The organism is Variovorax paradoxus (assembly GCF_030815975.1).
In the GTDB taxonomy this organism is placed as follows: Bacteria; Pseudomonadota; Gammaproteobacteria; order Burkholderiales; family Burkholderiaceae_C; genus Variovorax; species Variovorax paradoxus_N.
Genome location: NZ_JAUSXL010000002.1, coordinates 3,921,472 through 3,943,959, shown reverse-complemented (window position 1 = coordinate 3,943,959; position 22,488 = coordinate 3,921,472). Strand labels below are relative to the sequence as shown.

Genomic DNA, 22,488 nt, shown 5'->3' with positions numbered 1-22,488 from the left:
CCCTCTAAGCTCATGAAACGCTGGTCACTCCTTGCCTCCGTTCTTTCGCTGTGCGCCCTTCTGGCCGCCGGCTGCTCCACATTCGACGAACAGCAACGCGAGTGGATCTTTCAGCCCAGCGACCGCAGCTGGGGCAACACCGCCACCATGACCGAGGGCATGCAGGACGTCTGGATCGACTTCCAGTCGTCCATCACCGGCGAATCCGCGCGCCTTCACGGCCTCTGGCTCGGCGGCGAACCCGAGACCACCGACCGGCCGGTCATGCTGTACCTGCACGGCGCCCGCTACAACGTGGCCGGCTCCGCGCCGCGCATCCAGCGCATGCACGAGCTCGGCTTCTCGGTGCTGGCGATCGACTACCGGGGTTTCGGCAAGAGCTCCAAGGGCCTGCCGTCGGAAGAATCGGCCCGCGAGGACGCCCGCGCCGCCTGGACCTGGCTTGCCGCCCGCCACCCACGGCAGCATCGCTACATCTTCGGCCATTCGCTCGGCGGCGCCATCGGCATCGACCTGGCCGCGAACGTCAACGACGAGAGCGGCACCATCGTCGAAAGCACCTTCACCTCCATTGCCGACGTGGTGAGCGGCTTCAAGTGGGGCTGGCTGCCGTTCGGCCCGCTCATCACGCAGCGCTTCGAGGCAATCAACCGGGTCAAGGACATCGGCGCGCCGCTGCTGGTGGTGCACGGCACCGCCGACAGCCTGATCAACCCCACACTGGGCCGCAAGCTCTACAACGCGGCCACGGTGCCCAAGCTCTTTGTGCTGGTGGAGGGTGGATCGCACCACAACACCAATTCGATTGGCGAGGCGCAGTACCGCTCGGCGCTTTCGCAGCTGTTCCGCATGAAGCCCGAGACCACGCTGGCGTCGCGGCAAGGAGAAGGCACGCCTGTGCTGCGAGGCGCGCAATCGCTGCCTGTCTCGCCGACGGCCCCGCATGCGGATGCGCCCGCCCTGCCGCAGGAAGCGCGCGGCAAGGCCAGTGCCAGCGCGCAGGCGATCTGACGCAAGGCCGGGCTTCGTTTTTGTTGTTACCCTCGGGCGCTTATGCCGCCCTCCGCTGCCGCCTCCGGCCTTCCTGAAAACCCGACATACATCGCGCTCGCGGGGCCGACCGCCTCCGGCAAGACAGCGGTGGCGCTCGCGCTGGCGCGGGTGCGCCCGGTCGAGATCGTCAGCGTCGATTCCGCGCTGGTCTATCGCGGCATGGATATCGGCACCGCCAAGCCCAGCCAGGCCGAACAGACCGCCGTGCCGCATCACCTGATCGACATCCTCGACCCGCGCGAAAGCTACAGCGCCGCCGCCTTCGTGTCCGACGCGACGCGGCTCGTCGGCGAGATCCGCGCACGCGGGGCATTGCCGCTGCTGGTGGGCGGCACCATGATGTATTTCAAGGCCTTGTTCGACGGCATCGACGCCATGCCCGCCGCGGATGCCGCCGTGCGCGCACGCCTCGACGCCGAAGCCGCAACGCTGGGCTGGCCCGCCATGCATGCGCGACTCGCCAAGGTCGATCCCGTGACGGCCGCGCGCCTTGCACCGCAGGACAGCCAGCGCATCCAGCGCGCGCTCGAAGTGTGGGAAAGCAGCGGCCAGCCCTTGTCGAGCTTTCATGCCGCCGAAAACAAGGCAGTCAACGGTTTGGCCGGCGGCGCGCTGTTCTCGCTCGAACCCACCGACCGCGCCTGGCTGCATTCGCGCATTGCCGAGCGCTTCGACGCCATGCTGGCCGCCGGCTTCCTCGACGAGGTCAGGGCGCTGCGCGCGCGCGGCGATCTGTCGACCGACCTGCCTTCGATGCGCTGCGTGGGCTACCGGCAGGCGTGGGAAATGCTCGATGCATGCGGCGGCTTCAAGCCCGATGCCAAGGCCATGGACGACCTGCGCGAACGCGGCATCGCGGCCACGCGCCAGCTTGCCAAGCGGCAGATCACGTGGCTGCGCAGCATGCCGGCGCGCACCGTCATCGCCTGCGATGCGCCCGGCGCCGTGGAGACGGCGGTTCAACGCATTGCAGGCACCATCGCATGACGCTGCGCATTTCCGGTCTCGCCAAGCACTACGGCGACGTGCCCGTGTTCGAGAACGTGACGCTCGGCGTCGAGTCCGGCGAGTTCGTCGCCATCGTCGGCGAGTCGGGCGTCGGCAAGTCGACGCTGCTCAACTGCATGGCCGGACTCGACAGCTGGGATGCGGGCACCGTCACGCACGACGGCACCGACATCGGCGCGCTCGACGGCGAAGCCTGCGCGCTCTGGCGCCGGCGGCACGTGGGCTTCGTGTTCCAGGCCTTTCACGTGCTGCCGCACCTGGACGTGGCGCAGAACGTCTCGCTGCCGCTGATGCTGCTGGGCGGCAAACGCGACGAAAGCCGCGTCGCCCACATGCTCGACGCGGTGGGCCTGCCCGGCATGGGCGCGCGGCTGCCGCAGACGCTCTCGGGCGGCCAGCTGCAGCGCGTGGCGATTGCGCGCGCGCTGGTGCACCGGCCCGCCCTGCTGCTGGCCGACGAGCCCACCGGCAACCTGGACCCGGGCACCGCTTCGAAGGTGATGGAACTGCTGATCGGCCAGACGCGCGAGCACGGCGCCTCGCTGGTGCTGGTGACGCATTCCGAGAGTGCGGCAGCCCGTGCGGACCGCCTGCTGCACCTCACGGCCGAGGGAATACGCGCCTGAGCTACGCAAGCAGCGCCGCGTAGCGCGAGAGATCCACGTTGCCGCCGCTGACCACGATGCCGATGCGCTGGCCTGCAATGCGCTTGCCGGCAGCGACCGCGCCAGCGAAGGCGAGGCAGCCGGTCGGCTCGACCACGATCTTCATGCGCTCGGCAAAGAAGCGCATCGCCTCCACGAGCTGCGCGTCCGTCACGGTGAAGATGTCGTCCACGTCGCGGCGGATGATGCCGAAGGTGTATTCGCCCAGGTGCTGCGTCTGCGCACCGTCGGCAATGGTCTTGGGCGTTTCGATGTGCACGATCTTCCCGGTGCGCAATGATTGCTGGCCGTCGTTGCCCGCCTCGGGCTCCACGCCGTAGACCTTGCAGCCGGGCGCCAGCGCGCGTGCCGACAGCGCCGAACCCGACAGCAGCCCGCCGCCGCCCAGGCACACGAACAGCTGGTCGAGCGGGCCGGTTTCCTCGATCAGTTCCTTCACGGCCGTGCCCTGTCCCGCGAGCACGTCGGGATGGTCGTAGGGCGGGATCATCGTCATGCCGCGTTCCTGCGCGAGCCGCTTCGTGAGCGCCTCGCGGTCTTCGGTGAAGCGGTCGTACATCACCACTTCGGCGCCGTAGCCCCGCGTTGCCGCGACCTTGGCGGCCGGCGCGTCCTTGGGCATGACGATCACGGCCGGCATCGACAAGAGCCGTGCCGACAGCGCGATGGCCTGCGCATGGTTGCCCGAAGAGAACGCGATCACGCCGCCCTTGCGCTGCGCGGCGTCGAACTTCGACAGCGCGTTGAACGCACCGCGGAACTTGAATGCGCCCATGCGCTGGAAGTTCTCGCACTTGAAGAAGAACCGGGCGCCCCAGCGTTCATTGGCGGTGGTCGATTGCAGCACCGGCGTGCGGTGGGCATGGCCTTCGAGCCGCGCGGCCGCGGCGATGACGTCGTCGTAGGTAGGGAGTTGCATGGGTCGAGCTTAGCGGCGGGTTACGTTCTTTTGCAGCCCCCATGGGTAAAAACCCGGGATACGCGGCGGCCCCTATTTTCGTATTCTGTATACAGAGTTCAAGGAAAAGACGCCTATGCCCGCCCAGCTCGTCAGCATCGAAGTCGCGCCCGACCTCGTCGACCAGGTCTATCGCTCCCTGCTCGGCGCCATCAGCAGCGGCGCGCTGGCGCCCGGCGAGCGGATCACGCAGGAAGACATCGCGCAGCGCCTGTCGGTGTCGCGCCAGCCCGTGCTGCAGGCGCTGCGCCTGCTCAAGAAAGACGGCTTCGTGCATGACGCGCCCGGCCGCGGCGTGCTGGTGGCGCCGCTCGACGCCGAGTGGATGCGCAAGGTCTACCAGGTGCGCGGCGCGCTCGACGTGCTGGCCGCGCGGCTCGCCGCACAGCAGCGCTTTCGCATCGACCCCAGGCTGATGGAGCGCGGCCGCCGTGCGGCGCGCGGGCGCAATGTCGAAGCCATGATCGATGCCGACATGGCCTTTCACCACGCCATCTATGAAGCCTCGGGCAATCCGCTGATCGGCCAGAGCGCCGACCAGCACTGGCGCCACCTGCGCCGCGCGATGGGCGCGGTGCTGCAGGCCGAGCCGCAGCGCGAGACGCTCTGGGACGAGCACGAAGCCATCGCCGCCGCCATTGCCGCCGGCCATGCGCAGCGCGCCGCGCAGCTGAGCGAGGAACACGTCGCCCGGGCCAGCGAGGCACTGAGCCGGCGGCTCGCGCAGCAGCTCGCGCGCACCGCATCCGCATCCACCCCCACCCGCAAAGGAGACAAGGCATGAAGTTGACCCCCGAGCAGCGCGCGCAATTCGAGCGCGACGGCTACCTGTTCTTTCCCGGCCATTTCTCGCCCGAAGAAACCAGGGCGCTGACCGACGCGGTGCCAGACCTGTACAGCAGGCGCGAAGCCTTCAACGTGCGCGAGAAAGGCTCGGATGCGGTGCGCACCAACTTTGCAGCGCACCTGATCAGCGAGCCCTTCGCGCGGCTCGCGCGCCATCCGCGCATGGTCGGTCCGGTGATGGATCTCTTCGACGAAGAGGTCTACATGCACCAGTTCAAGATCAACGGCAAGATGGCTTTCGAAGGCGAGGTGTGGCAGTGGCACCAGGACTACGGCACCTGGCTCAACGACGACCTGATGCCCACCGAACGCGCGATGAACGTCGCGATCTTTCTCGATGAAGTGACCGAGCACAACGGCCCGCTGATGTTCATTCCGGGCAGCCACCGCAAGGGCGTGGTGGATGCGAAGCACGACCTCACGACCACCAGCTATCCGCTCTGGACGGTCGATAACGAATTGATCGCGCAGCTGGTCGACCGCGCCGGCGGCAAAGGACATTACGACGCGGCGGGCCGCCACGTCGGGGGAGGCATCGTCTCGCCCAAGGGCCCCGCCGGTTCGATGATCCTGTTCCACAGCTGCCTCGTGCACGCCTCGGGCAGCAACCTCTCGCCCTTCAACCGCGTGGCGGTGTACCTGAGCCTGTGTGCCGTCAGCAACCACATCCGCCGCCACAAGCGGCCCGAGTACATCGCACACAGAAACTTCACGCCCATCGAGATGCTGCCCGACGACTGCCTGCTGAAGCCCTACCCGGTCGAGGTGCCGTGGAAGAACGGCCTGCCTGAAGGCGCGCTCAAGACTTCGCTCGAAGTCCTCGACACCGCGGAGGCCTGACGCCATGAGCCTCCACACCCGCCTGCAGCAGCGCGCCGCCGAAGGCCGCCCCATCCGCATCGGCCTGATCGGCGCCGGCAAGTTCGGCTCGATGTACCTCGCGCAGATCCCGCGCACGCCCGGCGTGCAGCTGGTGGCGATTGCCGACCTGTCGCCCGCGGCGGCGCGCGTCAATCTCGAGCGCGTCGGCTGGAACCCGGAGCGCGCCGCGGCGGGCTCGGTGCAGCAGGCCCTTCAGAGTGGCGCCACCTGGATCACTGACGACTGGCAGGCCGTGACGCGCGAGCCCTCGATCGACATCGTGGTCGAGTGCACCGGCAACCCGGTGGCGGCCGTCGAGCATTGCCTGGATGCCTTCGCGCACGGCAAGCACGTGGTCAACGTGACCGTCGAGGCCGATGCCTTCTGCGGCCCGCTGCTCGCGCGCAAGGCGCAGCAGGCCGGCGTGATCTATTCGCTGGCCTTCGGCGACCAGCCCGCGCTGATCTGCGACCTGGTCGACTGGGCGCGCACCTGCGGCTTTCCGGTGGTCGCGGCCGGACGCGGCCACAAGTGGCTGCCGCACTTCACCGAATCGACGCCCGAAACCGTCTGGGGCAACTACGGCCTCACGCCCGAACAGGCGCTGCGCGGCGGCCTCAACCCGAAGATGTTCAACAGTTTTCTCGACGGCTCCAAGCCATCCATCGAAAGCTCGGCGGTGGCCAACGCCACCGGCCTCACCGTGCCTTCGGACGGATTGCTCTACCCGCCCGCGAGCGTGGAGGACATCCCCTTTGTCACGCGGCCGCAAAGCGAAGGCGGCGTGCTCGAGCGCAAGGGCATGGTCGAGGTCATTTCCTCGCTCGAGGCGAATGGCCGGAAGATCCCTTACGACATCCGCATGGGCGTGTGGGTCACGGTCGAGGCCGAGACCGACTACATCAAGAACTGCTTCGAGGAATACAACGCCCACACCGACCCGAGCGGACGCTACTTCACGCTCTACAAGCGCTGGCACCTGATCGGCCTGGAAGTCGGCATGTCGGTGGCCAGTGTCGCCTTGCGCGGCGAAGCGACCGGCGTGGCCACCTGCTGGAACGCCGACGTGGTGGCCACGGCCAAGCGCGACCTGGCCGCTGGCGAAATGCTCGACGGCGAAGGCGGCTACACCGTCTGGGGCAAGCTGCTGCCGGCCGAGCGCTCGCTGCGCCTGGGTGGCCTGCCGCTCGGACTGGCGCACAACGTCAGGCTGGTGCGCCCCGTGAAAAAAGGCCAGAGCCTCTGCTGGGCCGACGTGGCCATGGACACTTCGACCCCCGCCTACCGGCTGCGAAGCGAAATGGAGGCCATGTTCGCGCCCGCCGTCCAGGCCAAGGCGGCCTGAAGCCGTAGGTAGCCCAGCCATTGCGCCAAACGGCAATAGCGTAAAAAATCATCTGCTCGACACGGACGCCGTGTCGAAATGACCGCCGGCGGGCCGTCATTGTGGTGAGCGATCCTGCTCAGCAGCTTTTCCACAATGGAGAAACACCATGCAGTACATGTTGATGTTCTATCAGCCCGCGGCCGAATTCGAACAAAGGGACGACGCTTCCTCGCAGGCCTACCGGGCCAACTGGATGGCGTATGCCGATGCGGTGCGCCAGTCGGGCATTTCGCTCGGGGGCCACGGCCTTTTTCCGCCCATGACCGGCACCACGCTGCGCGTGCGCGGCGACAAGCGCCAGGTGCAGGACGGCCCCTTCGCCGACACCAAGGAGCAGCTCGGCGGCTATTTTGTGGTCGACGTGCCCGACCTCGATGCCGCGCTCGAATGGGCGGCTCGCGCGCCTTGCGCGGCCAGCGGGGGCGTCGAGGTGCGGCCGGTCTTCACGGCCACAGCCATCGCTGCGGCGACACCGTGAACGACCCGGCGGCTCACCAGGCCGCCGAACGTGCGGCGCGCGAGTCGTACGGCCGCCTGCTGGCCATTCTGTGCGCACGCACGCACGACATCGCCGCATCGGAAGATGCGCTCGCCGAGGCCTTCGCGCGTGCGCTCGAGCGCTGGCCGGCCGACGGCATTCCCGCGCAGCCCGACGCCTGGCTGCTGAGCGTGGCGCGGCACCGCAAGCTCGACGCCTGGCGCCACAGCCGCGTGCAGGATGACGCGACACAGACCCTGCTGCTGCTGGCCGGCGAGGTGGACGACGCGGCCGGCACCGAAGGCGCGGCCGTGCCCGACGAGCGGCTGCGCCTGATGTTCGTCTGCGCGCACCCCGCCATCGACGCGGCGGCCCGCGCGCCGCTGATGCTGCAGACCGTGCTCGGGCTCGACGCCGCCCGCATGGCCGGCGCCTTTCTCACCGCGCCTTCCACTCTCGGCCAGCGGCTGGTGCGGGCCAAGGCACGCATCCGCGCCGCGGGCATTCCCTTCGAGTACCCGCAGGCGCGCGAGCTTGCACAGCGGCTGCAGGATGTGCAGGGCGGCATCTACGCCGCCTACGGCACCGGCTGGGACGACGTCGACGGCGCCGACGCCCTGCCGCGCGGCCTCACCGCCGAGGCCATCGACCTCGGCCGCATCCTGTGCAGCCTGATGCCCGATGAGCCCGAGCCGCTGGGCCTGCTCGCGCTGATGCTCTTCTGCGAAAGCCGCGCCGCGGCGCGCCGCAGCGAAACCGGCGCCTACGTGCCGCTCGACCAGCAGGACCCGCTGCGCTGGAACCCCGACCTGCTCGCGGAGGCCGAACGCTGCCTGCGCCGGGCCTCGCAGATGAAATCGCTCGGCCCCTACCAGCTGGAGGCGGCGATCCAGTCGGCCCATTGCGAGCGTCGTGTCGGTGCGCCCGTGCCGCCCGAAGTGCTGGTGTCGCTCTACGAAGGACTGCTGGCGCTGCGGTCCAGCATCGGTGCCCAGGTCAGCCTGGCCTGCGCGCTGGCCAATGCGCGCGGCCCGGAGATCGGCCTGCGCGCGCTGGAGGCCATTCCGGCTGCCGAGGTGGCGAGCTACCAGCCGTTCTGGGCCGCCCGCGCCTACCTGCTCGCAGCCGGCGGCGCGCGCGCCGCGGCGCGCCAGGCCTATGACCGCGCGATCGGCCTCAGCAGCAACGCGGCCGTGCGCGCCTACCTCAACGGGATGTCGGAACGGCTTTGACGCTTCAGCGCCCCGGGGACCGTCAATCCTGCGGAAGCGCCACGGCCTCGCTCACCCTGCGCGCATCCAGCCGGCTGCCGCCCTGCGCCAGCGTTACGCCGACCACCGCATTGCCTTCGCCGCGCCGGAAAGTGACCTCGGCGCCGATCGCCGTGACCGCGAAACGGTCGCTGCCGATGGGCGTGAGCGCGTTGTAGCCCCGGCCCGCCTCGCGCACCAGCAGGCGGCCGCCGCGCACGGCGAAGCCCAGCGTCCTGGCCTTGTTGATGCGGAACTCGCCTTCATAATCCGCCAGGCGCCGCGGATCCATGGGCACCTCCACGGTCGGCACCGGGTAGCGGCTCTTGCCGATGGCCAGCATCACGGACTGCAGCGGCGCGCGCGTATTGCTGCCGAGCACGATCAGCGCTTCTCCGGTGTCGGGCGCCAGCAGCCACAGCGTGCGGTAGCCCTCGGTCACGCCTGCGTGATAGTAGGTGCGCCGGCCGCCTTCGGAGCCGCGCACCATCACCGCATAGCCGATTTCGGCGCCCTCGTAGCGCGCGAGCGGCGTGAGCATGCGCACGGCCGCAGGGCCCAGCGGACCGCTGGCGCCGGCGAGGATCGCGCGGCTCAGCGTGAGCATGTCGGCGGCCGTGGAACGCAGCGCGCTGGCCGGTGCATAGGACGCCGTGTCGAGCAGCCGCTGGCGCCGGTCGCCGGCAAAGGCCGGGGCCATGCGCGAGGCCTTGTCGCCGAGCTGGATGACCGTGTCGTTCATGCCCAGCGGCTCGGTGATGCGCGCGCGCACCAGTTCGCCCCAGGTGCTGCCAAGTCGCTCGGCCAGGATCTGTCCCAGCAGCGCCATCCCGAAATTGCTGTACGCCGCTTCGCAGGGCGGTGCCTGCGCCGTGAGCCTGATGCGCAGCAGCGCATCCCAGAACGCCGCCTTGTCGAAGGCACGGAACTGCGCGGCCAGCGCGGGCCCGCCAGTCACGCCGTCGGCCATCACGGGCAGGCAGCCGGTGTGCGTCACCAATTGGCGCAGTGTCACGGAGCCCACTGCGGGCGGGAGCGGCGACGCCAACTTGCCGGCCAGCAGCTGGCCCACGGTGTCGTCGAGCCCCACCTCGCCTCGCTCCACCGATTGCGCCAGCAGCAGGCCCGTGAACACCTTCGTCACGGAGCCGATCTCGAACATCGGCTGCTCGGCGCTGTTCGGCGCGATGGCGCGCGGCGCCGCAGATGGCTCGGGGTTGTGCGCCGCGCCATAGGCGGCCTTGCCGCCGCGCAGCACGCCGACGACAAGCGTTCCCCTTTCGGCACCGAGCGCCATCTTCGCGATGGCGGCAGGATCGCTGGCCAGGGTGACAGGCAGCGGCTGTGCCAACGCGGCGGCCGCCGGCAGCAACGCAGGAAGCCATGCCGCCATCCATCGGCAGGCCAAGGCGGAGCAAGAAAGCCGCATCGTCGAATTCCCCAGGCATCGAAGAGGCGCCATGGTGCCACGGCCGCGGAACTGTGCGCGCGCCGGCCACAATGACGGCATGCGCGCCTTGCTCACCACCTTCTCATGGCAGGAACTGCGCCACCACCCTTGGCGCAACGCCGCGGCCGTGCTGGCCGTGATGCTGGGCGTGGCGCTTGCGTTCTCGGTGCAGCTGATCAATGCCTCGGCCCTCGACGAGTTTTCGAGCGCCGTGCGCTCGGTCAACGGCCAGCCCGATCTCGAAGTGCGCGCCGTGCAGGGCAGCTTCGACGAAGCGGTGTTCGCGCAACTGGCGCAGCATCCGCAGGTGGCGCTCGCGAGCCCGGTGCTCGAGTTCCAGGGGCTCGCGCTGGCCGGCGAGCGCCAGGTGCCGATGCGCGTGATCGGCGTCGATGCGTTGGCGCTGCCCACGATCGCGCCGGCGCTGATGCCGCAGCCCGGCAGCAACGCCGCGCGCTTCGCGATGCTGGCGCCGGGCCATGTGTTTCTCAACGCCGCGGCGCGCAGCGCGCTCGGGCTCGCAGCCGAATCGGCGGACGGCCGCATCGAGACGGTGCAACTGCGCAGCGGCAGCTCTTGGCAGCGGCTCGAGGTGGCGGGCCACGTCGCCGCCGGCGGCGCGGCACTGGCGGTGCTGGACATCGCGGCTGCGCAAGACCTGTTCGACAAGCTCGGCCAGCTCAGCCGCGTCGACCTGAGGCTCGCTCCCGGCACCGACCGGGCGACCTTCATCGCATCGCTGCAACGGTCGCCGGGCTGGCCAGCCGGCCTGCAGTTCGCCGAACCGGGCGATGCGGCCGAGCGCGTGAGCAATCTCTCGCGCGCCTATCGGGTCAACCTGACGGTGCTGGCGCTGGTGGCGCTTTTCACCGGCGCTTTCCTGGTGTTCTCGGTGCTGGCGCTCAGCGTTGCCAAGCGCGCGCAGCAGTTCGCGCTGCTCGGCGTGCTGGGCCTGACGCCGCGCGAGCGATTGCGCCTGGTGCTGATCGAATCGCTGGTGCTGGGCCTGATCGGAAGCGGCGCCGGCCTCGCGCTGGGCACGGCGCTCGCGGCCTTCGCATTGCGCGTGCTCGGCGGCGACCTGGGCGGCGGGTATTTCGAGGGCGTGGCACCGACGCTGCACTGGAGCAGCGGCTCGGCGCTGCTGTATGGCGGGCTCGGCGTGCTTGCGGCGCTGGTGGGCGGCTGGTGGCCCGCACGCGCGGCGCAGGCGCTGCCCGAGGCACAGACCCTCAAGGGCCTGGGCGCCGCGCCCGTGCAGAGCCACAGCCACTGGCTCGCGCTCGGCCTCATCGCCGCAAGCGCGGCGTTGGCCAACATGCCGGCTGTCGGCGGCATTCCGGTTGCGGCGTATCTCTCGGTGGGCTGCCTGCTGGTGGGCGGCATCACCGCATTGCCCTGGCTGATTGCGCTGCTGTACGACCGCGTCGCGCCTGTGTTCGCGCAGCGCGTGCTGCCGATGCTGGCCATCGAGCGCGCACGGCGCATGCGCGGCACCGCGGCCGTGGCGGTCAGCGGCGTGGTCGCGAGCCTGAGCCTCGCGGTGGCGCTCACCGTGATGGTGGCGAGCTTTCGCGATTCGGTCACGCATTGGCTCGACGTGGTGCTGCCGGCCGATCTCTATGTTCGCGCCACGTCGAGCGGCCGCTCCGGCAATTCGGGCACACAGAGCAGCAGCGACACGGCCACCTTTGCGCCGGCTTTCGTGCAGGCGCTGGCACGGCTGCCTGGCGTGGAGCGCATCGGCACGCTGCGAACCCGATCGCTGCAGCTCGACCCCGCGCAGCCTGCAGTCACGCTGATCGCGCGAAGCCTCGAAGGCGGCGCGTCACAGGCGCTGCCGCTGGTGGGGCCTGCGCTGCCGGTGCCTGCTGGCCAGGTCGGCATCTACGTGAGCGAACCGATGGTCGAGCTGTATGGCGCGAAGCCGGGTTCGCTCTTTGCGCCGCTTTCGCCGGCACTGGCCACCGCGGGGTCTGCTCCGGCTGCATTCTTCGTCGCGGGCGTGTGGCGCGACTATGCGCGGCAGTTCGGCGCCATCACGATGGATGCGCGTGACTTCGAGCGCCTGACGGGGGAACGCAGCGTGAGCGATGTGTCGCTGTGGCTCGCGCCCGGTGCGTCCGAGGGCCCGGTGCAGGCCGCGGTGCGCGAACTGGCGGCACGGCGCGGCGGCGGCGGCGCGAGCGGCGGATCCGATTCGACGAACGTCGAGATCTCGTCGGTCGGACAGATCCGCGCCACCTCGCTGCGCATCTTCGACCGCAGCTTTGCCGTGACCTACTGGCTGCAGGCCGTGGCCATTGCCATCGGCCTGTTCGGCATTGCGGCGAGCTTCAGCGCGCAGGTGCTTGCCCGGCGCAAGGAATTCGGACTGCTCGCGCACCTGGGCTTCACGCGGCGGCAGGTGCTGGCGGTGGTGGCGGGCGAAGGCGCGGCATGGACCGCGATCGGCGCCGTGGCGGGGCTCCTGCTCGGCTTGGCGGTTTCGGTGGTGCTGGTGAAGGTCGTCAATCCGCAGAGCTTTCACTGGACGATGGATCTGCTGGTGCCCTGGGGGCGGCTGCTGGGGCTCTGCGCAGCGGTGGTTGCGGCAGGGACGGTGACTGCGTGGCTGGCGGGGCGGGCTGCTGCGGGGAGGGATGTTGTGCTTGCTGTGAAGGAGGATTGGTAGGGTTTTGGGCTTTGAGTTCCGGGGCCGGGTCTCGCCCCGGCGGGCGACTCACTTTCTTTGCTTCGCCAAAGAAAGTAAGCAAAGAAAGGCGACCCCTACTGTCTGCGACCCCTTCGCTGCGCTACGGGGCAACCTGCGGTGCTCGCGTTTCGCGGGGTCCGCAGAACTCGCTCCGCTCAAACAGCTGCGGCCCTGATCCGCGAAACGCTGCGCTCCTCGGCGCATACAGAAGGGGTGGGAGCGGGCGGCCTTCGCTTCGCTCGGCCCCAAGACCAACAGCCAATACCAACAGCCAATACCAACAGCCAATCCCAACCACCGCGGCGCTGCGCGCCTGCGGTGGCTTGGTGGCCGAGCGAAGCAAAGGCCCGTTCGGTATCCAAGCCCCTCTGGCTGCGCCGAGGAGCGGAAGGTTTCGCGGATCAGGGCTCGCCCTTGTTTGAGCGAAGCGAGTTTGGGCGAGACCCCGCGAAACGTGAGCACCGCAGGTTGCCCGCAGCGAAGCGGAGGGTCGCAGACAGTGGGGTCGCCTTTCTTTTGCCTACGTTTCTTTGGCGAAGCAAAGAAAAGTAGGTCGCCCGCCGGGGCGAGTCCCGGCCCCGGAAAACAAAAAACCTAAGGCCCAACAGGCACCAACCGAATCCTCTCCACAGTCTCCTTCTCCACCGCAGCCCGGCTATAAACCAGCGGCACATACTTCCCCTCGAGCCAGAGCGGCGCCAGGTCCCGATAGTGCGGACTGTCCGGATCCCCCGACTGCCCCGGCGTATTGATCGCCCGCGAGGCATTCCAATTTCCCACGTCCAGCACCATCCGGAACGAAGCCCCCGACGTGAGCCTGTAGTCGTTGGTGCGATAGCTGGCCGCCATGGGCGTGAAGGCCGAACCCGACATCGGCCAGTCGCCGACTTCCAGCTTCTTGCGCGTGGCCGCATCGACCACGCCGCCGAGTGGATGGCGGAACTCCGCGCGGTGCAGCGCGCCCCACTTCCACGCAGACATGTCGGGCCCGAGCTTGGCCGTGAGCTCCTGCATCGCGGGCGGCAGGGTTTCCAGAAGCAGCGCATCGCGCTGCGCATCGCTGACCCAGCCGAAGGGGTTCTCCAGCAGCAGCACCATGCGCGTGTTGTCGCCCGGCGCAGCCAGCGAGGCCGCCGCCTCACCCGCACCGGCCTTGAGCACCGCCGCGCGCAGCGTCTTGGCGCTCCACACTTCGTACAGCGCAGCGGCGGCGCTGTCGCGGTCCATGGTGCCGTCCCAGCCTTGCAGCAGCCGCAGGCCGGCGGCCGTGCGCGCATCGTCGCTGCGCAGGCCCGCCAGGAGCTTGAGCAGGCGCTGGGCGGGCGTGGCAACGATGTCGTTCTGCATGCGCTCCGAATCCTCGAGCGTGAAGCGCGAGCCCGAGGCGGCCTTTTTCTCGAACAGTTCCTTGAGGCGGCGCGCACGCGCACCGTCGCTCCACTCGTAGCCGATGCCTTTCTTCGCGGCCGGATGATCGGGTGGAATGTTGTTCTCGTTCGCGGTCACGACATAGCCGCGCGCGGGGTTGAACTCCGAGGGCAGTTCGTCGCCGTTGCGAAAGCCCGACCACTCGTAGCGGCCGTCGCCCGGCACCGGCATGAGGCCATCCCAGTTGGGGCGGATCGGCGTGAGGCCGCCCGGTATCCAGCCGACGTTGCCATGGCGGTCGGCATAGACCTGGTTCTCGCCGGGTGCGCCCCAGCGGTTCATGGCGGCGCGGAACTGGTCCCAGTTCTGTGCGCGCATGTAGTCCATCGAACCGAAGTACGGCGCCATGCCGGGTTCGAGCCATGCAGCGCGCAGCGCGAAGGCACGCCGCTTGCCAGGTTCGGACAGCAGCACCGGGCCGTGCCGGGTGAAGGTGTTCACCACCTCGCGCGGCGCGCTCTCGCCGCGCACGGCGATGCGCTCGGTGACGCGCGTCATCGGTTCCCATCGGCCCTGGTAGCGGTATTCGTTGGGGTTCCTCGGATTCAGCTGGTAGACGTACAGGTCTTCCTGGTCCATGTAGAAGCGCGTGAGGCCGAAGGCGATGGTGCCGTTGTGGCCGATCGAAAGGCCCGGCAGGAAGGGCTCGCCGGCGCCGATGGCGTCCATGCCGGGCGCGCTGAGATGCGCCATGTAGCGCAGGCTGGGAGCGCCATGGGCGCGATGCGGATCGTTGGCGAGGATCGGGCGTCCGGTGGAGGTGAGCCTCGGCGCGATAACCCAGTTGTTGCTGCCATAGGCGGCCGTCGGGTCGCCCTGCAGTGCCTGCTGCTGCTCGTCTTCTTCTGCGGCTCTTGCCATAGCCTCGGCGCTGCCGGGCTGCAGGATCGCGGACGGGATCGCCGCGCCGGCCAGCCGCGTGTTCTCCTTGGTGAAGCGCGGCGGCTCCGTGGCGCGCAGGTAGGCCGCGCGCAACTCGGCCGCCGGCAGGGAGCAGGGGTCGAGCCCCACGGGCACCTTGGGCGTGACCGGCGGATCGAGCTCGCGGCGCAGCCAGTCGGCCTTGATGCCCTGACCGCCGGCACAGAAGGCGCGCGCGCGGTCGACCTCGGACGTGAAATTGAGCGTGAGGCCGTGATGGCGAATGCGCACCACATCCTCGGCCGACCAGGTCGATGGCTGGTAGCCCAGCAGCGCGAATTCCTTCGGCAGCAGCGCCGGCTGCGCACGCACCTGCGCCACATAGGCGTTGACGCCGGCCGTGAAGGCCTCGGCCACGCGCTTGGCATCGGAGCCGTAGGCCAGCCATTCGCGGTACATGTCGCCGCGGTAGAGCACGGCGCGCGCGGCGCGGTCGCTCTCGACCCAGGCAGGGCCGAAGTCCTGCGCCATTTCGCCCAGGCCGCGCTTGCGCCAGAGATCCATCTGCCAGAGCCGGTCGCGCGCGGCAATGAAGCCCTGCGCAACGAAGGCGTCGTAGAGCGTGCCGGCATAGAGATGCGGCACGCCCCAGCGGTCGACCAGCACCTCCGCCGGCTTCTCCAGGCCGGGCACCGCGAAGGACGAGGGCGCGCGCGGTGGCGTCTGCACAACCGGAGGCCCCGATGCGCAGCCCGCGAGCGCGAGGGCCGCGAGCGCTGTGGCGCCAATGGAATGCCTTTGACCTAACGAGCGCCGCGACGTGGGGCGCAGCTGTCTTGTTCTCATGCGTCTTGTCTCCTGCCGGGTGGAATTTGGCAGCGCACAGTATCCCGATTTGCACGCTCGCTGGGTGCTGCGAGGGATGACTTGTAGACTTCTTCCTACATGCAGCAAACACCCTCCACTTCCTCCTGCAGCGGCTGGCTCGGCGGCGCGATCCGCCGCATCGAGGCCGACTACCAGCGCAGCGCCGACACGCACCTGATCCCGCTGCCGCTGCCCGCGCTCGCCGCGGCCGGCATCGACCTGTACCTGAAGGATGAATCGACCCACCCCACCGGCAGCCTCAAGCACCGGCTCGCGCGTTCGCTCTTTCTCTATGCGCTGTGCAACGGCTGGGTGCGCGAAGGCACCACCATCGTCGAGGCCTCCAGCGGCTCAACGGCGGTCAGCGAAGCCTATTTCGCGCGGCTGCTGGGGCTGCCCTTCATCGCCGTGATGCCGCGCAGCACCTCGCCCGAGAAGGTGGCGCAGATCGCCTTCTACGGCGCGCGCTGCCACTTCGTCGACCATGCGGCGCAGGTCTACGAGGAAGCGCACGCCCTCGCCGAGCAGACCGGCGGCCACTACATGGACCAGTTCACCTACGCCGAGCGCGCCACCGACTGGCGCGGCAACAACAACATTGCCGAAAGCATGTTCCAGCAGATGGCGCGCGAGCGGCATCCGGTGCCGGCGTGGATCGTGGTGGGCGCGGGCACCGGCGGCACCAGCGCCACCATCGGGCGCTATGTGCGCTTTCGCTGCCACGACACGCAGGTGTGCGTGCCCGATCCCGAAGGCTCGGTGTTCTCGGCCTATCACCGCACCGGCGACGCCACGCTGACGGCGGCGGGCTCGCGCATCGAAGGCATCGGCCGCCCGCGCGTGGAGCCGAGCTTCATCCGCACGCTGGTCGACCGGATGATCGAGGTGCCCAACCTCGATTCGGTGGCGGCCATGCATGCGCTCTCGGCGCTGCTCGGCCGCAAGGTGGGCCCGTCGACCGGCACCAACTTCGTCGGCATGCTGGCCATTGCCGGCGAGATGCGCGCGGCCGGCCGGCAGGGCTCCATCCTTTCGCTGCTGTGCGACGCGGGCGAGCGCTACCTGCCGAGCTATCACGATGCGGCCTGGGTGCAGAACGCGTTCGGCGACATCGGGCCGGCGCAGCAGCGCATCGACGCACTGGTTGCGGGGTGATGCCGCCTGCCTTCTTTCACAAGCTCTCGCGCCGCAGCCTGCTGCTCGCGGCGCTGGCCGCCGCGTCCGCCGGCTGGGCGCTGCCCGCGCGCACACTGCAGTTCCCGCGCGACTTCGGCAGCCACCCCGATCTGCAAACCGAGTGGTGGTACATCACGGGCCACGCGAAGACCACGGCGGGACGCGAGTTCGGCTTCCAGGTGACCTTCTTCCGCTCGCGCATCGATGCGGCACAGGGGCTGCGCTCGGCCTTCGCGGCAAAGAACCTCGTATTCGCGCATGCAGCCATCACCGACCTCGAAGGCCGCGTGCTGCTGCACGACCAGCGCATTGCGCGCGCGGGCTTCGGCGTCGCATCGGCCAGCGAAGCCGACACCGACGTGCGCCTGCGCGACTGGTCGCTGGTGCGCAAGGACGGCAGTTATTCGGCGCGCGTGCAAGCCGGCGAGTTCACGCTCGACCTGCGCTTCACGCCCACGCAGCCGGTGCTGCTGCAAGGCAAGGCCGGGCTCTCGCGCAAGGGACCGGAGGAAGCACAGGCGAGCTACTACTACAGCGAGCCCCAGCTGCGCACGCAAGGCAGGCTCACGCTCAAGGGCCAGGCCTTCGGCGTCGATGGCACTGCCTGGCTCGACCACGAATGGAGCGAAGCGCTGATGCATCCCGAGGCCGTGGGCTGGGACTGGATCGGCATGAACCTGGACGACGGCGGCGCCCTCACCGCTTTTCGCCTGCGGCGCCGCGACGGCAGCGCGCTGTGGGCCGGCGGATCGTTTCGCACGCGCGACGGCACGCTGCGCGTGTTCGGCAACGACGAGGTGCGCTTCGACGGTGCGAATACCTGGACCAGCCCGCGCACGCAGGCCAAGTACCCGACCCGGTGGCGCGTGCAGACCCCATCGGGCAGCTTCGAGGTGCGCGCCCTGCTCGACGACCAGGAGCTCGACAGCCGCGGCACGGGCGGGGTGTACTGGGAAGGCGTGAGCGATCTGCTCGATGCGCAAGGCCGCCGTGTCGGCCGCGGCTACCTCGAGATGACCGGCTACGCCGCACCGCTGCGGCTCTGAGGCCGTGCAGCCCTGTCTGTCATCACGCCGTCATGCCGGGCCCCTGAACTCGGCTTCCGACATTGCACGATGAACGTGCGCCAAGGCTTGAATGAACAGAAGACTCCGGATCATCGCGCTGCTGATGGTGCTGCTGGCCGCTGCGGGCGCCGCGTGGGTGTTCGCCGCCGCGCGGCCCGCGCCAGCGGCAATGAACGCAGCGCTTGAAATCCGCTGGCACGGCAACGGCATCATCCTGCAGGGCGCGGTAAGGGATGCGGCCACGCAGCAAGCGCTGGTGGACGGCGCGACCGCGCGGCTCGGCGGCGAAGCCGACCAGGTGGTCGACTGGCTCGACATCGTGCCCACGGCGCTGCCCATCGCTGACGCCGCGGCGCTCGCCAGCCTGATCCGCATCGGGCAGGAGGGCTGGCACCTGCAGCGGCGGGCCACCGAGGGATGGCTGGCCGTGCAGTCGCCCGGCGATGCGCGGAACATCCAGGCCGCCGGACTGCTGCAGCACGCCTTCGGCCCCGGCGTGGCCATCCGACTGGTTCCGCTGCCCTGATCACCCTCCCTGCGCGGGAGGCGGTCATGGCGACGTCATCTGCCATGTCCAGCATGCGCTGCATTCCATCAAAGAGGAGAGGCTCGCTCATGCACGCATCGTTGAAACATCTCGCCATGGCGGGGGTGGTCCTGGCCACCTTGTCTGCCTGCGGCGGAAGCAGCAGCAATTCGAACGGGTTCGTTCCGTTCCTCCCGCCGCCTGCACCGGCGCCGGCGCCATCCCCGGCTCCGGCCCCCGCCGCGCCCGGCAGCATGGACGTGAAGCTCATCGCCTTCAACGACCTGCACGGCAACCTCGAGCCGCCCCGGCTCTCCATCACCGCGCCGGCCAGGGAAGGCGGCACGGTGCCGGTGCCCGCCGGCGGCGCCGCGTATCTCGCTTCGGCAATTGCGTCGCTCAAAGCGAAGAACGAGAACAACGCCGTGGTCTCGGCCGGCGACATGATCGGCGCGTCGCCGCTGGTCTCGGCGCTGTTCCTCGACGAGCCCACCATCGAGGCCGTGAACGCGATGAAGATCGACTTCAACGCGGTCGGCAACCACGAGTTCGACAAGGGCCAGACCGAACTGCTGCGCATGAAGAACGGCGGCTGCGCCAAGAACACGCCGCTGGAGCCCTGCCGCGTGAACAAGGCCTTTCCGGGCGCGAACTTCGGATTCCTGGCGGCCAACACGGTGAAGACCGACGGCACCACGCTGTTTCCCGCCACGGGCATGAAGAGCTTCACCAAGGACGGCGCCACAGTGAAGGTGGCGTTCATCGGCATGACGCTCAAGGGCACGCCCAGCATCGTGACGCCAGCGGGCGTCGCGGGCCTGAGCTTCAAGGACGAGGCCGACACGGCCAACGCGCTGATCCCGCAGCTCAAGGCCCAGGGCGCCGACGCCATCGTGGTGGTGGTGCATGAAGGCGGCACCACCACCGTGGGCTACAACGACAAGAGCTGCGGCGGCCTGAGCGGCGACATCCTGCCGATCCTCGACAAGCTCGACGCCTCCGTCGACGTGGTGATCTCAGGCCACACGCACCGCTCCTACATCTGCGACTATGGCAAGACCAACCCGGCCAAGCCCTTCCTGCTGACCAGCGCCGGCCAGTACGGCACCCTGCTGACCGACATCAACCTGACGATCGACACGCGCACCCGCAAGGTCACGGCCAAGTCGGCCGGCAACGTGATCGTCCAGGGCGAGGCCTACACCAGCGGCGCCAGCACGGTCGCGCTGACCGACCAGTACCCCGTGTTCGGCAAGAACCAGGAAGTGGCCGCGCTCGTCAGCCAATACCTGTCCGTCGCGGCGCCGCTGGTGCAGCGGGTGGTGGGCACGCTCTCCGGCCCGGCCACGCGCACGCAGACAGCTTCCCGCGAAAACGTGCTGGGCAATCTGATCGCCGATGCGCAGCTCGCCGCGACCAGCGCCAGCAACAAGGGCGGCGCGCAGATCGCCTTCATGAATCCGGGCGGCGTGCGCGCCGACCTCGTGCCGGCCGGCGACGGCAGCGTGACCTACGGCCAGATCTTCAGCGTGCAGCCCTTCGGCAACAGCCTGGTGGTGAAGACGATGACCGGCGCGCAGATCAAGGCCGTGCTCGAACAGCAGTTCAACAGCGGCAGCAACACAGTCGCCTCGCCGAGGGTGCTGCTGCCTTCGCGCAGCCTGAGCTACAGCTACAGCCTCTCGGCGCCCGCGGGCTCGCGCATCGGCAACATGGCACTCAACGGAACCGCGATGACCGACGGCGCGAGCTACCGCGTGACGATGAACAGCTTCCTGGCCACCGGCGGCGACAACTTCACGGTCTTCAATCAGGGCACGGACACGCTCGGCGGCGACCAGGACGTGGACGCCCTCGAGGCCTACATCAAGGCGAACAGCCCGCTCGCGCCGCCCGCGGCCAACCGCATCACCACGCTGCCCTGAGCGGGCTTGCGCCAGAAGCGAAGAAGGCGGACAGCATCCGCCTTCTTTCGTTTCAGGCTTTCTTGCCTCGGCGGCGGTCGAGGAAAGCGATGACCTCGCCCATGATGCCCCTGCGGAACGCAAGCACGCAGATCACGAAGATCAGGCCCGTGACCATGGTGACCGACTCGCCCAGCGTATTGAACCAGTCGACACCTGTGAGGCGCGCCATGAAGGTGCCGAAGTCGCCCACCTTGTTCTCCAGCAGCACCACCACCGCCGAGCCCACCAGCGGGCCCGACAGCGTGCCGAGGCCGCCGACCAGCGTCATCAGGATCACGTGGCCCGATGCCGTCCAGTGCACGTCGCTGAGCGAAGCGAAGCCGAGCACCAGCGTCTTGAGCGAGCCGGCCAGGCCCGACAGCGCGGCCGAGATCACGAAGGCCAGCAGCTTGAAGCGGTTGACGTCGTAGCCGAGCGAGATGGCGCGCGGCTCGTTCTCCTTGATGCCCTTGAGCACCTGCCCGAAAGGCGAATGCACGGTGCGCGCAATGAGCAGGAAGGCCGCGACCACGATCACCAGCGCGACGTAGTACATCGTGAGGTCGTCGCGCAGGTCGATGAGGCCGAAGAGCTTGCCGCGCGGCACGCTCTGCAGCCCGTCTTCGCCGCCGGTGAAAGGCGCCTGCAGCACGACGAAGTACATCATCTGCGCCAGCGCCAGCGTGATCATCGAGAAGTAGATGCCCTGGCGGCGAATGGCCAGCCAGCCGAACACCAGCCCCAGCAGCGCGCCGGCCAGCGTGCCCGCGATCAGGCCGAGCTCGGGCGTGAGGTGCCAGACCTTGAGCGCGTGGCCCGTGAGGTAGGCCGAGCCGCCCAGGAACGCGGCATGGCCGAAGGACAGCATGCCGGTGTAGCCCAGCAGCAGGTTGAAGGCGCAGGCGAAGAGCGCGAAGCACAGCACCTTCATCACGAACACGGGATAGAAGCCGATGAAGGGTGCGGCGATCAGTGCCAGCAGCAGCACTGCGTAGACGACGAGCGATATTTTCTTCATGGACTTCATTTTTCGCTGCCGAACAGGCCGGCGGGGCGGATCAGCAGCACCACGACCATGATCACGAACACCACGGTGGCCGAAGCCTCCGGATAGAACACCTTGGTCAGCCCCTCGACCACGCCGAGCCCCAGGCCCGTGAGGATGGCGCCCATGATCGAGCCCATGCCGCCGATCACCACCACCGCGAACACGATGATGATCAGGTTCTGCCCCATCAGCGGCGAGATCTGGATCACCGGCGCCGCAAGCACGCCGGCGAAGGCCGCCAGCGCCACGCCGAAGCCGTAGGTCAGCGTCACCATCAGCGGCACGTTGACGCCGAAGGCTTCCACCAGCCGCGGGTTCTCGGTGCCGGCGCGCAGGTAGGCGCCGAGCCGCGTCTTCTCGATCGCATACCAGGTGGCAAAGCACACGACCAGCGAGGCCACCACCACCCACGCGCGGTAGTTGGGCAGGAACATGAAGCCCAGGTTGGTGCCGCCGCTCAGCGCCTCGGGCGTGCTGTAGGCCAGGCCGGAGACGCCATACACCGAGCGGAAGCCGCCCTCGATCAGCAGCGTGAGGCCCAGCGTGAGCAAGAGGCCGTAGAGGTGGTCGAGCTTGTAGATCCAGCGCAGCAGCAGCCGCTCGATCAGCACGCCGAACAGGCCGACGATCAGCGGCGCCACCGCCAGCATGACCCAGTAGTTGACGTTGAAGTAGTTCATCGCCATCCACGACAGCACCGCCCCCATCATGAACAGCGCGCCGTGCGCAAAGTTGATGACGTTGAGCAGCCCGAAGATCACCGCCAGCCCCAGGCTCAGGATCGCGTAGAACGACCCGTTGACTAGCCCCAGAAGGAGCTGGCTCAACAGGGCAGGCATAGAGATATTCATTGGATGCGCAAGCGTTTTAGATGGCGTTTCTTGTCAGTTCGGAAGGGCCGCCCGCCCGGCTGGGTGA

At 68.9% G+C, this 22,488-nt stretch carries 18 protein-coding genes; 13 read left to right on the top strand and 5 right to left on the bottom strand.

Annotated elements, in window-relative coordinates; all coding sequences use genetic code 11:
- Positions 1-12: 12 nt before the first annotated feature.
- The 3 genes from QFZ47_RS22215 to QFZ47_RS22205 are packed head-to-tail and all read left to right on the top strand — an operon-like array spanning position 13 to position 2,687.
- Positions 13-1,011 carry an alpha/beta hydrolase gene (locus QFZ47_RS22215; RefSeq protein WP_307657688.1) on the top strand — a complete coding sequence of 333 codons (999 nt, stop codon included), beginning with the start codon at positions 13-15 and terminating at the stop codon, positions 1,009-1,011.
- Between the two features lie 42 nt (positions 1,012-1,053).
- A complete protein-coding gene (gene miaA / locus QFZ47_RS22210) occupies positions 1,054-2,040 on the top strand; it encodes a tRNA (adenosine(37)-N6)-dimethylallyltransferase MiaA (RefSeq protein ID WP_307657687.1) in 987 nt (328 codons plus the stop codon).
- A complete protein-coding gene (locus QFZ47_RS22205; protein ID WP_307657686.1) occupies positions 2,037-2,687 on the top strand; it encodes an ABC transporter ATP-binding protein in 651 nt (216 codons plus the stop codon). The genes miaA and QFZ47_RS22205 overlap by 4 nt, the downstream gene beginning before the upstream one ends.
- A gap of 1 nt (position 2,688) precedes the next feature.
- Here the strand turns inward: QFZ47_RS22205 and QFZ47_RS22200 are convergent, their stop codons facing one another.
- Positions 2,689-3,645: a threo-3-hydroxy-L-aspartate ammonia-lyase gene (locus QFZ47_RS22200; RefSeq protein ID WP_307657685.1), complete on the bottom strand. Its 957-nt coding sequence runs from the start codon at positions 3,643-3,645 to the stop codon at positions 2,689-2,691.
- A gap of 115 nt (positions 3,646-3,760) precedes the next feature.
- Here QFZ47_RS22200 and QFZ47_RS22195 point away from each other — a divergent pair, with 115 nt between their 5' ends.
- From QFZ47_RS22195 to QFZ47_RS22175, 5 genes are all read left to right on the top strand, one after another.
- Positions 3,761-4,468, top strand: coding sequence for a GntR family transcriptional regulator (locus QFZ47_RS22195; protein ID WP_307657684.1), 708 nt, complete (start codon positions 3,761-3,763; stop codon positions 4,466-4,468).
- The gene (locus QFZ47_RS22190; RefSeq protein WP_307657683.1) at positions 4,465-5,370 is read left to right on the top strand and encodes a phytanoyl-CoA dioxygenase family protein; all 906 of its coding nucleotides are present in this window, start codon (positions 4,465-4,467) and stop codon (positions 5,368-5,370) included. Before QFZ47_RS22195 ends, QFZ47_RS22190 begins: the two co-directional genes overlap by 4 nt.
- A 4-nt stretch (positions 5,371-5,374) precedes the next feature.
- Entirely contained in the window at positions 5,375-6,736 is a 1,362-nt protein-coding gene (locus QFZ47_RS22185) for an NAD(P)H-dependent oxidoreductase (RefSeq protein ID WP_307657682.1), read from the top strand.
- A 148-nt stretch (positions 6,737-6,884) separates the two neighbouring features.
- Positions 6,885-7,256 (top strand): YciI family protein, encoded by a 372-nt coding sequence (locus QFZ47_RS22180; protein ID WP_307657681.1) that lies wholly within the window; start codon positions 6,885-6,887, stop codon positions 7,254-7,256.
- The gene (locus QFZ47_RS22175; protein ID WP_307657680.1) at positions 7,253-8,488 is read left to right on the top strand and encodes an RNA polymerase sigma factor; all 1,236 of its coding nucleotides are present in this window, start codon (positions 7,253-7,255) and stop codon (positions 8,486-8,488) included. Before QFZ47_RS22180 ends, QFZ47_RS22175 begins: the two co-directional genes overlap by 4 nt.
- Before the next feature lie 22 nt (positions 8,489-8,510).
- On the opposite strand, the gene QFZ47_RS22170 is transcribed toward QFZ47_RS22175, so the two are convergent.
- Complete coding sequence (locus QFZ47_RS22170) at positions 8,511-9,899, bottom strand: serine hydrolase domain-containing protein (protein ID WP_307657679.1); 1,389 nt, start codon at positions 9,897-9,899, stop codon at positions 8,511-8,513.
- Between the two features lie 115 nt (positions 9,900-10,014).
- Between QFZ47_RS22170 and QFZ47_RS22165 the strand changes: the two genes are divergently transcribed.
- Positions 10,015-12,630, top strand: coding sequence for an FtsX-like permease family protein (locus QFZ47_RS22165; RefSeq protein ID WP_307657678.1), 2,616 nt, complete (start codon positions 10,015-10,017; stop codon positions 12,628-12,630).
- 615 nt (positions 12,631-13,245) lie between these two features.
- Here QFZ47_RS22165 and QFZ47_RS22160 read toward each other — a convergent pair.
- A complete protein-coding gene (locus QFZ47_RS22160; RefSeq protein ID WP_307657677.1) occupies positions 13,246-15,786 on the bottom strand; it encodes a penicillin acylase family protein in 2,541 nt (846 codons plus the stop codon).
- Positions 15,787-15,885: 99 nt separating this feature from the next.
- Between QFZ47_RS22160 and QFZ47_RS22155 the strand changes: the two genes are divergently transcribed.
- The 4 genes from QFZ47_RS22155 to QFZ47_RS22140 all read left to right on the top strand — a co-directional run bounded on the left by QFZ47_RS22155 (position 15,886) and on the right by QFZ47_RS22140 (position 20,501).
- Positions 15,886-16,962 (top strand): PLP-dependent cysteine synthase family protein, encoded by a 1,077-nt coding sequence (locus QFZ47_RS22155; protein ID WP_307657676.1) that lies wholly within the window; start codon positions 15,886-15,888, stop codon positions 16,960-16,962.
- Complete coding sequence (locus QFZ47_RS22150; RefSeq protein ID WP_307657675.1) at positions 16,962-18,029, top strand: lipocalin-like domain-containing protein; 1,068 nt, start codon at positions 16,962-16,964, stop codon at positions 18,027-18,029. Before QFZ47_RS22155 ends, QFZ47_RS22150 begins: the two co-directional genes overlap by 1 nt.
- Positions 18,030-18,120: 91 nt before the next feature.
- On the top strand, positions 18,121-18,576 hold the full coding sequence (locus QFZ47_RS22145; RefSeq protein ID WP_307657674.1) for a hypothetical protein: 456 nt from the start codon (positions 18,121-18,123) through the stop codon (positions 18,574-18,576).
- An 89-nt stretch (positions 18,577-18,665) separates the two neighbouring features.
- Entirely contained in the window at positions 18,666-20,501 is a 1,836-nt protein-coding gene (locus QFZ47_RS22140; RefSeq protein ID WP_307657673.1) for a bifunctional metallophosphatase/5'-nucleotidase, read from the top strand.
- A 52-nt stretch (positions 20,502-20,553) separates the two neighbouring features.
- Here QFZ47_RS22140 and QFZ47_RS22135 read toward each other — a convergent pair whose 3' ends face one another.
- Positions 20,554-21,540 carry a branched-chain amino acid ABC transporter permease gene (locus QFZ47_RS22135; protein ID WP_307657672.1) on the bottom strand — a complete coding sequence of 329 codons (987 nt, stop codon included), beginning with the start codon at positions 21,538-21,540 and terminating at the stop codon, positions 20,554-20,556.
- A gap of 5 nt (positions 21,541-21,545) precedes the next feature.
- Complete coding sequence (locus tag QFZ47_RS22130; RefSeq protein WP_307657671.1) at positions 21,546-22,421, bottom strand: branched-chain amino acid ABC transporter permease; 876 nt, start codon at positions 22,419-22,421, stop codon at positions 21,546-21,548.
- Positions 22,422-22,488: the final 67 nt, after the last annotated feature.

Coding starts and splice junctions, on each gene's coding strand:
- QFZ47_RS22215 (WP_307657688.1), top strand. CDS start 13: ATGAAACGCTGGTCACTCCTTGCCTCCGTTCTTTCGCTGTGCGCCCTT.
- miaA (WP_307657687.1), top strand. CDS start 1,054: ATGCCGCCCTCCGCTGCCGCCTCCGGCCTTCCTGAAAACCCGACATAC.
- QFZ47_RS22205 (WP_307657686.1), top strand. CDS start 2,037: ATGACGCTGCGCATTTCCGGTCTCGCCAAGCACTACGGCGACGTGCCC.
- QFZ47_RS22200 (WP_307657685.1), bottom strand. CDS start 3,645: ATGCAACTCCCTACCTACGACGACGTCATCGCCGCGGCCGCGCGGCTC.
- QFZ47_RS22195 (WP_307657684.1), top strand. CDS start 3,761: ATGCCCGCCCAGCTCGTCAGCATCGAAGTCGCGCCCGACCTCGTCGAC.
- QFZ47_RS22190 (WP_307657683.1), top strand. CDS start 4,465: ATGAAGTTGACCCCCGAGCAGCGCGCGCAATTCGAGCGCGACGGCTAC.
- QFZ47_RS22185 (WP_307657682.1), top strand. CDS start 5,375: ATGAGCCTCCACACCCGCCTGCAGCAGCGCGCCGCCGAAGGCCGCCCC.
- QFZ47_RS22180 (WP_307657681.1), top strand. CDS start 6,885: ATGCAGTACATGTTGATGTTCTATCAGCCCGCGGCCGAATTCGAACAA.
- QFZ47_RS22170 (WP_307657679.1), bottom strand. CDS start 9,899: ATGGCGGCATGGCTTCCTGCGTTGCTGCCGGCGGCCGCCGCGTTGGCA.
- QFZ47_RS22165 (WP_307657678.1), top strand. CDS start 10,015: ATGCGCGCCTTGCTCACCACCTTCTCATGGCAGGAACTGCGCCACCAC.
- QFZ47_RS22160 (WP_307657677.1), bottom strand. CDS start 15,786: ATGAGAACAAGACAGCTGCGCCCCACGTCGCGGCGCTCGTTAGGTCAA.
- QFZ47_RS22155 (WP_307657676.1), top strand. CDS start 15,886: ATGCAGCAAACACCCTCCACTTCCTCCTGCAGCGGCTGGCTCGGCGGC.
- QFZ47_RS22150 (WP_307657675.1), top strand. CDS start 16,962: ATGCCGCCTGCCTTCTTTCACAAGCTCTCGCGCCGCAGCCTGCTGCTC.
- QFZ47_RS22145 (WP_307657674.1), top strand. CDS start 18,121: ATGAACAGAAGACTCCGGATCATCGCGCTGCTGATGGTGCTGCTGGCC.
- QFZ47_RS22140 (WP_307657673.1), top strand. CDS start 18,666: ATGCACGCATCGTTGAAACATCTCGCCATGGCGGGGGTGGTCCTGGCC.
- QFZ47_RS22135 (WP_307657672.1), bottom strand. CDS start 21,540: ATGAAGAAAATATCGCTCGTCGTCTACGCAGTGCTGCTGCTGGCACTG.
- QFZ47_RS22130 (WP_307657671.1), bottom strand. CDS start 22,421: ATGAATATCTCTATGCCTGCCCTGTTGAGCCAGCTCCTTCTGGGGCTA.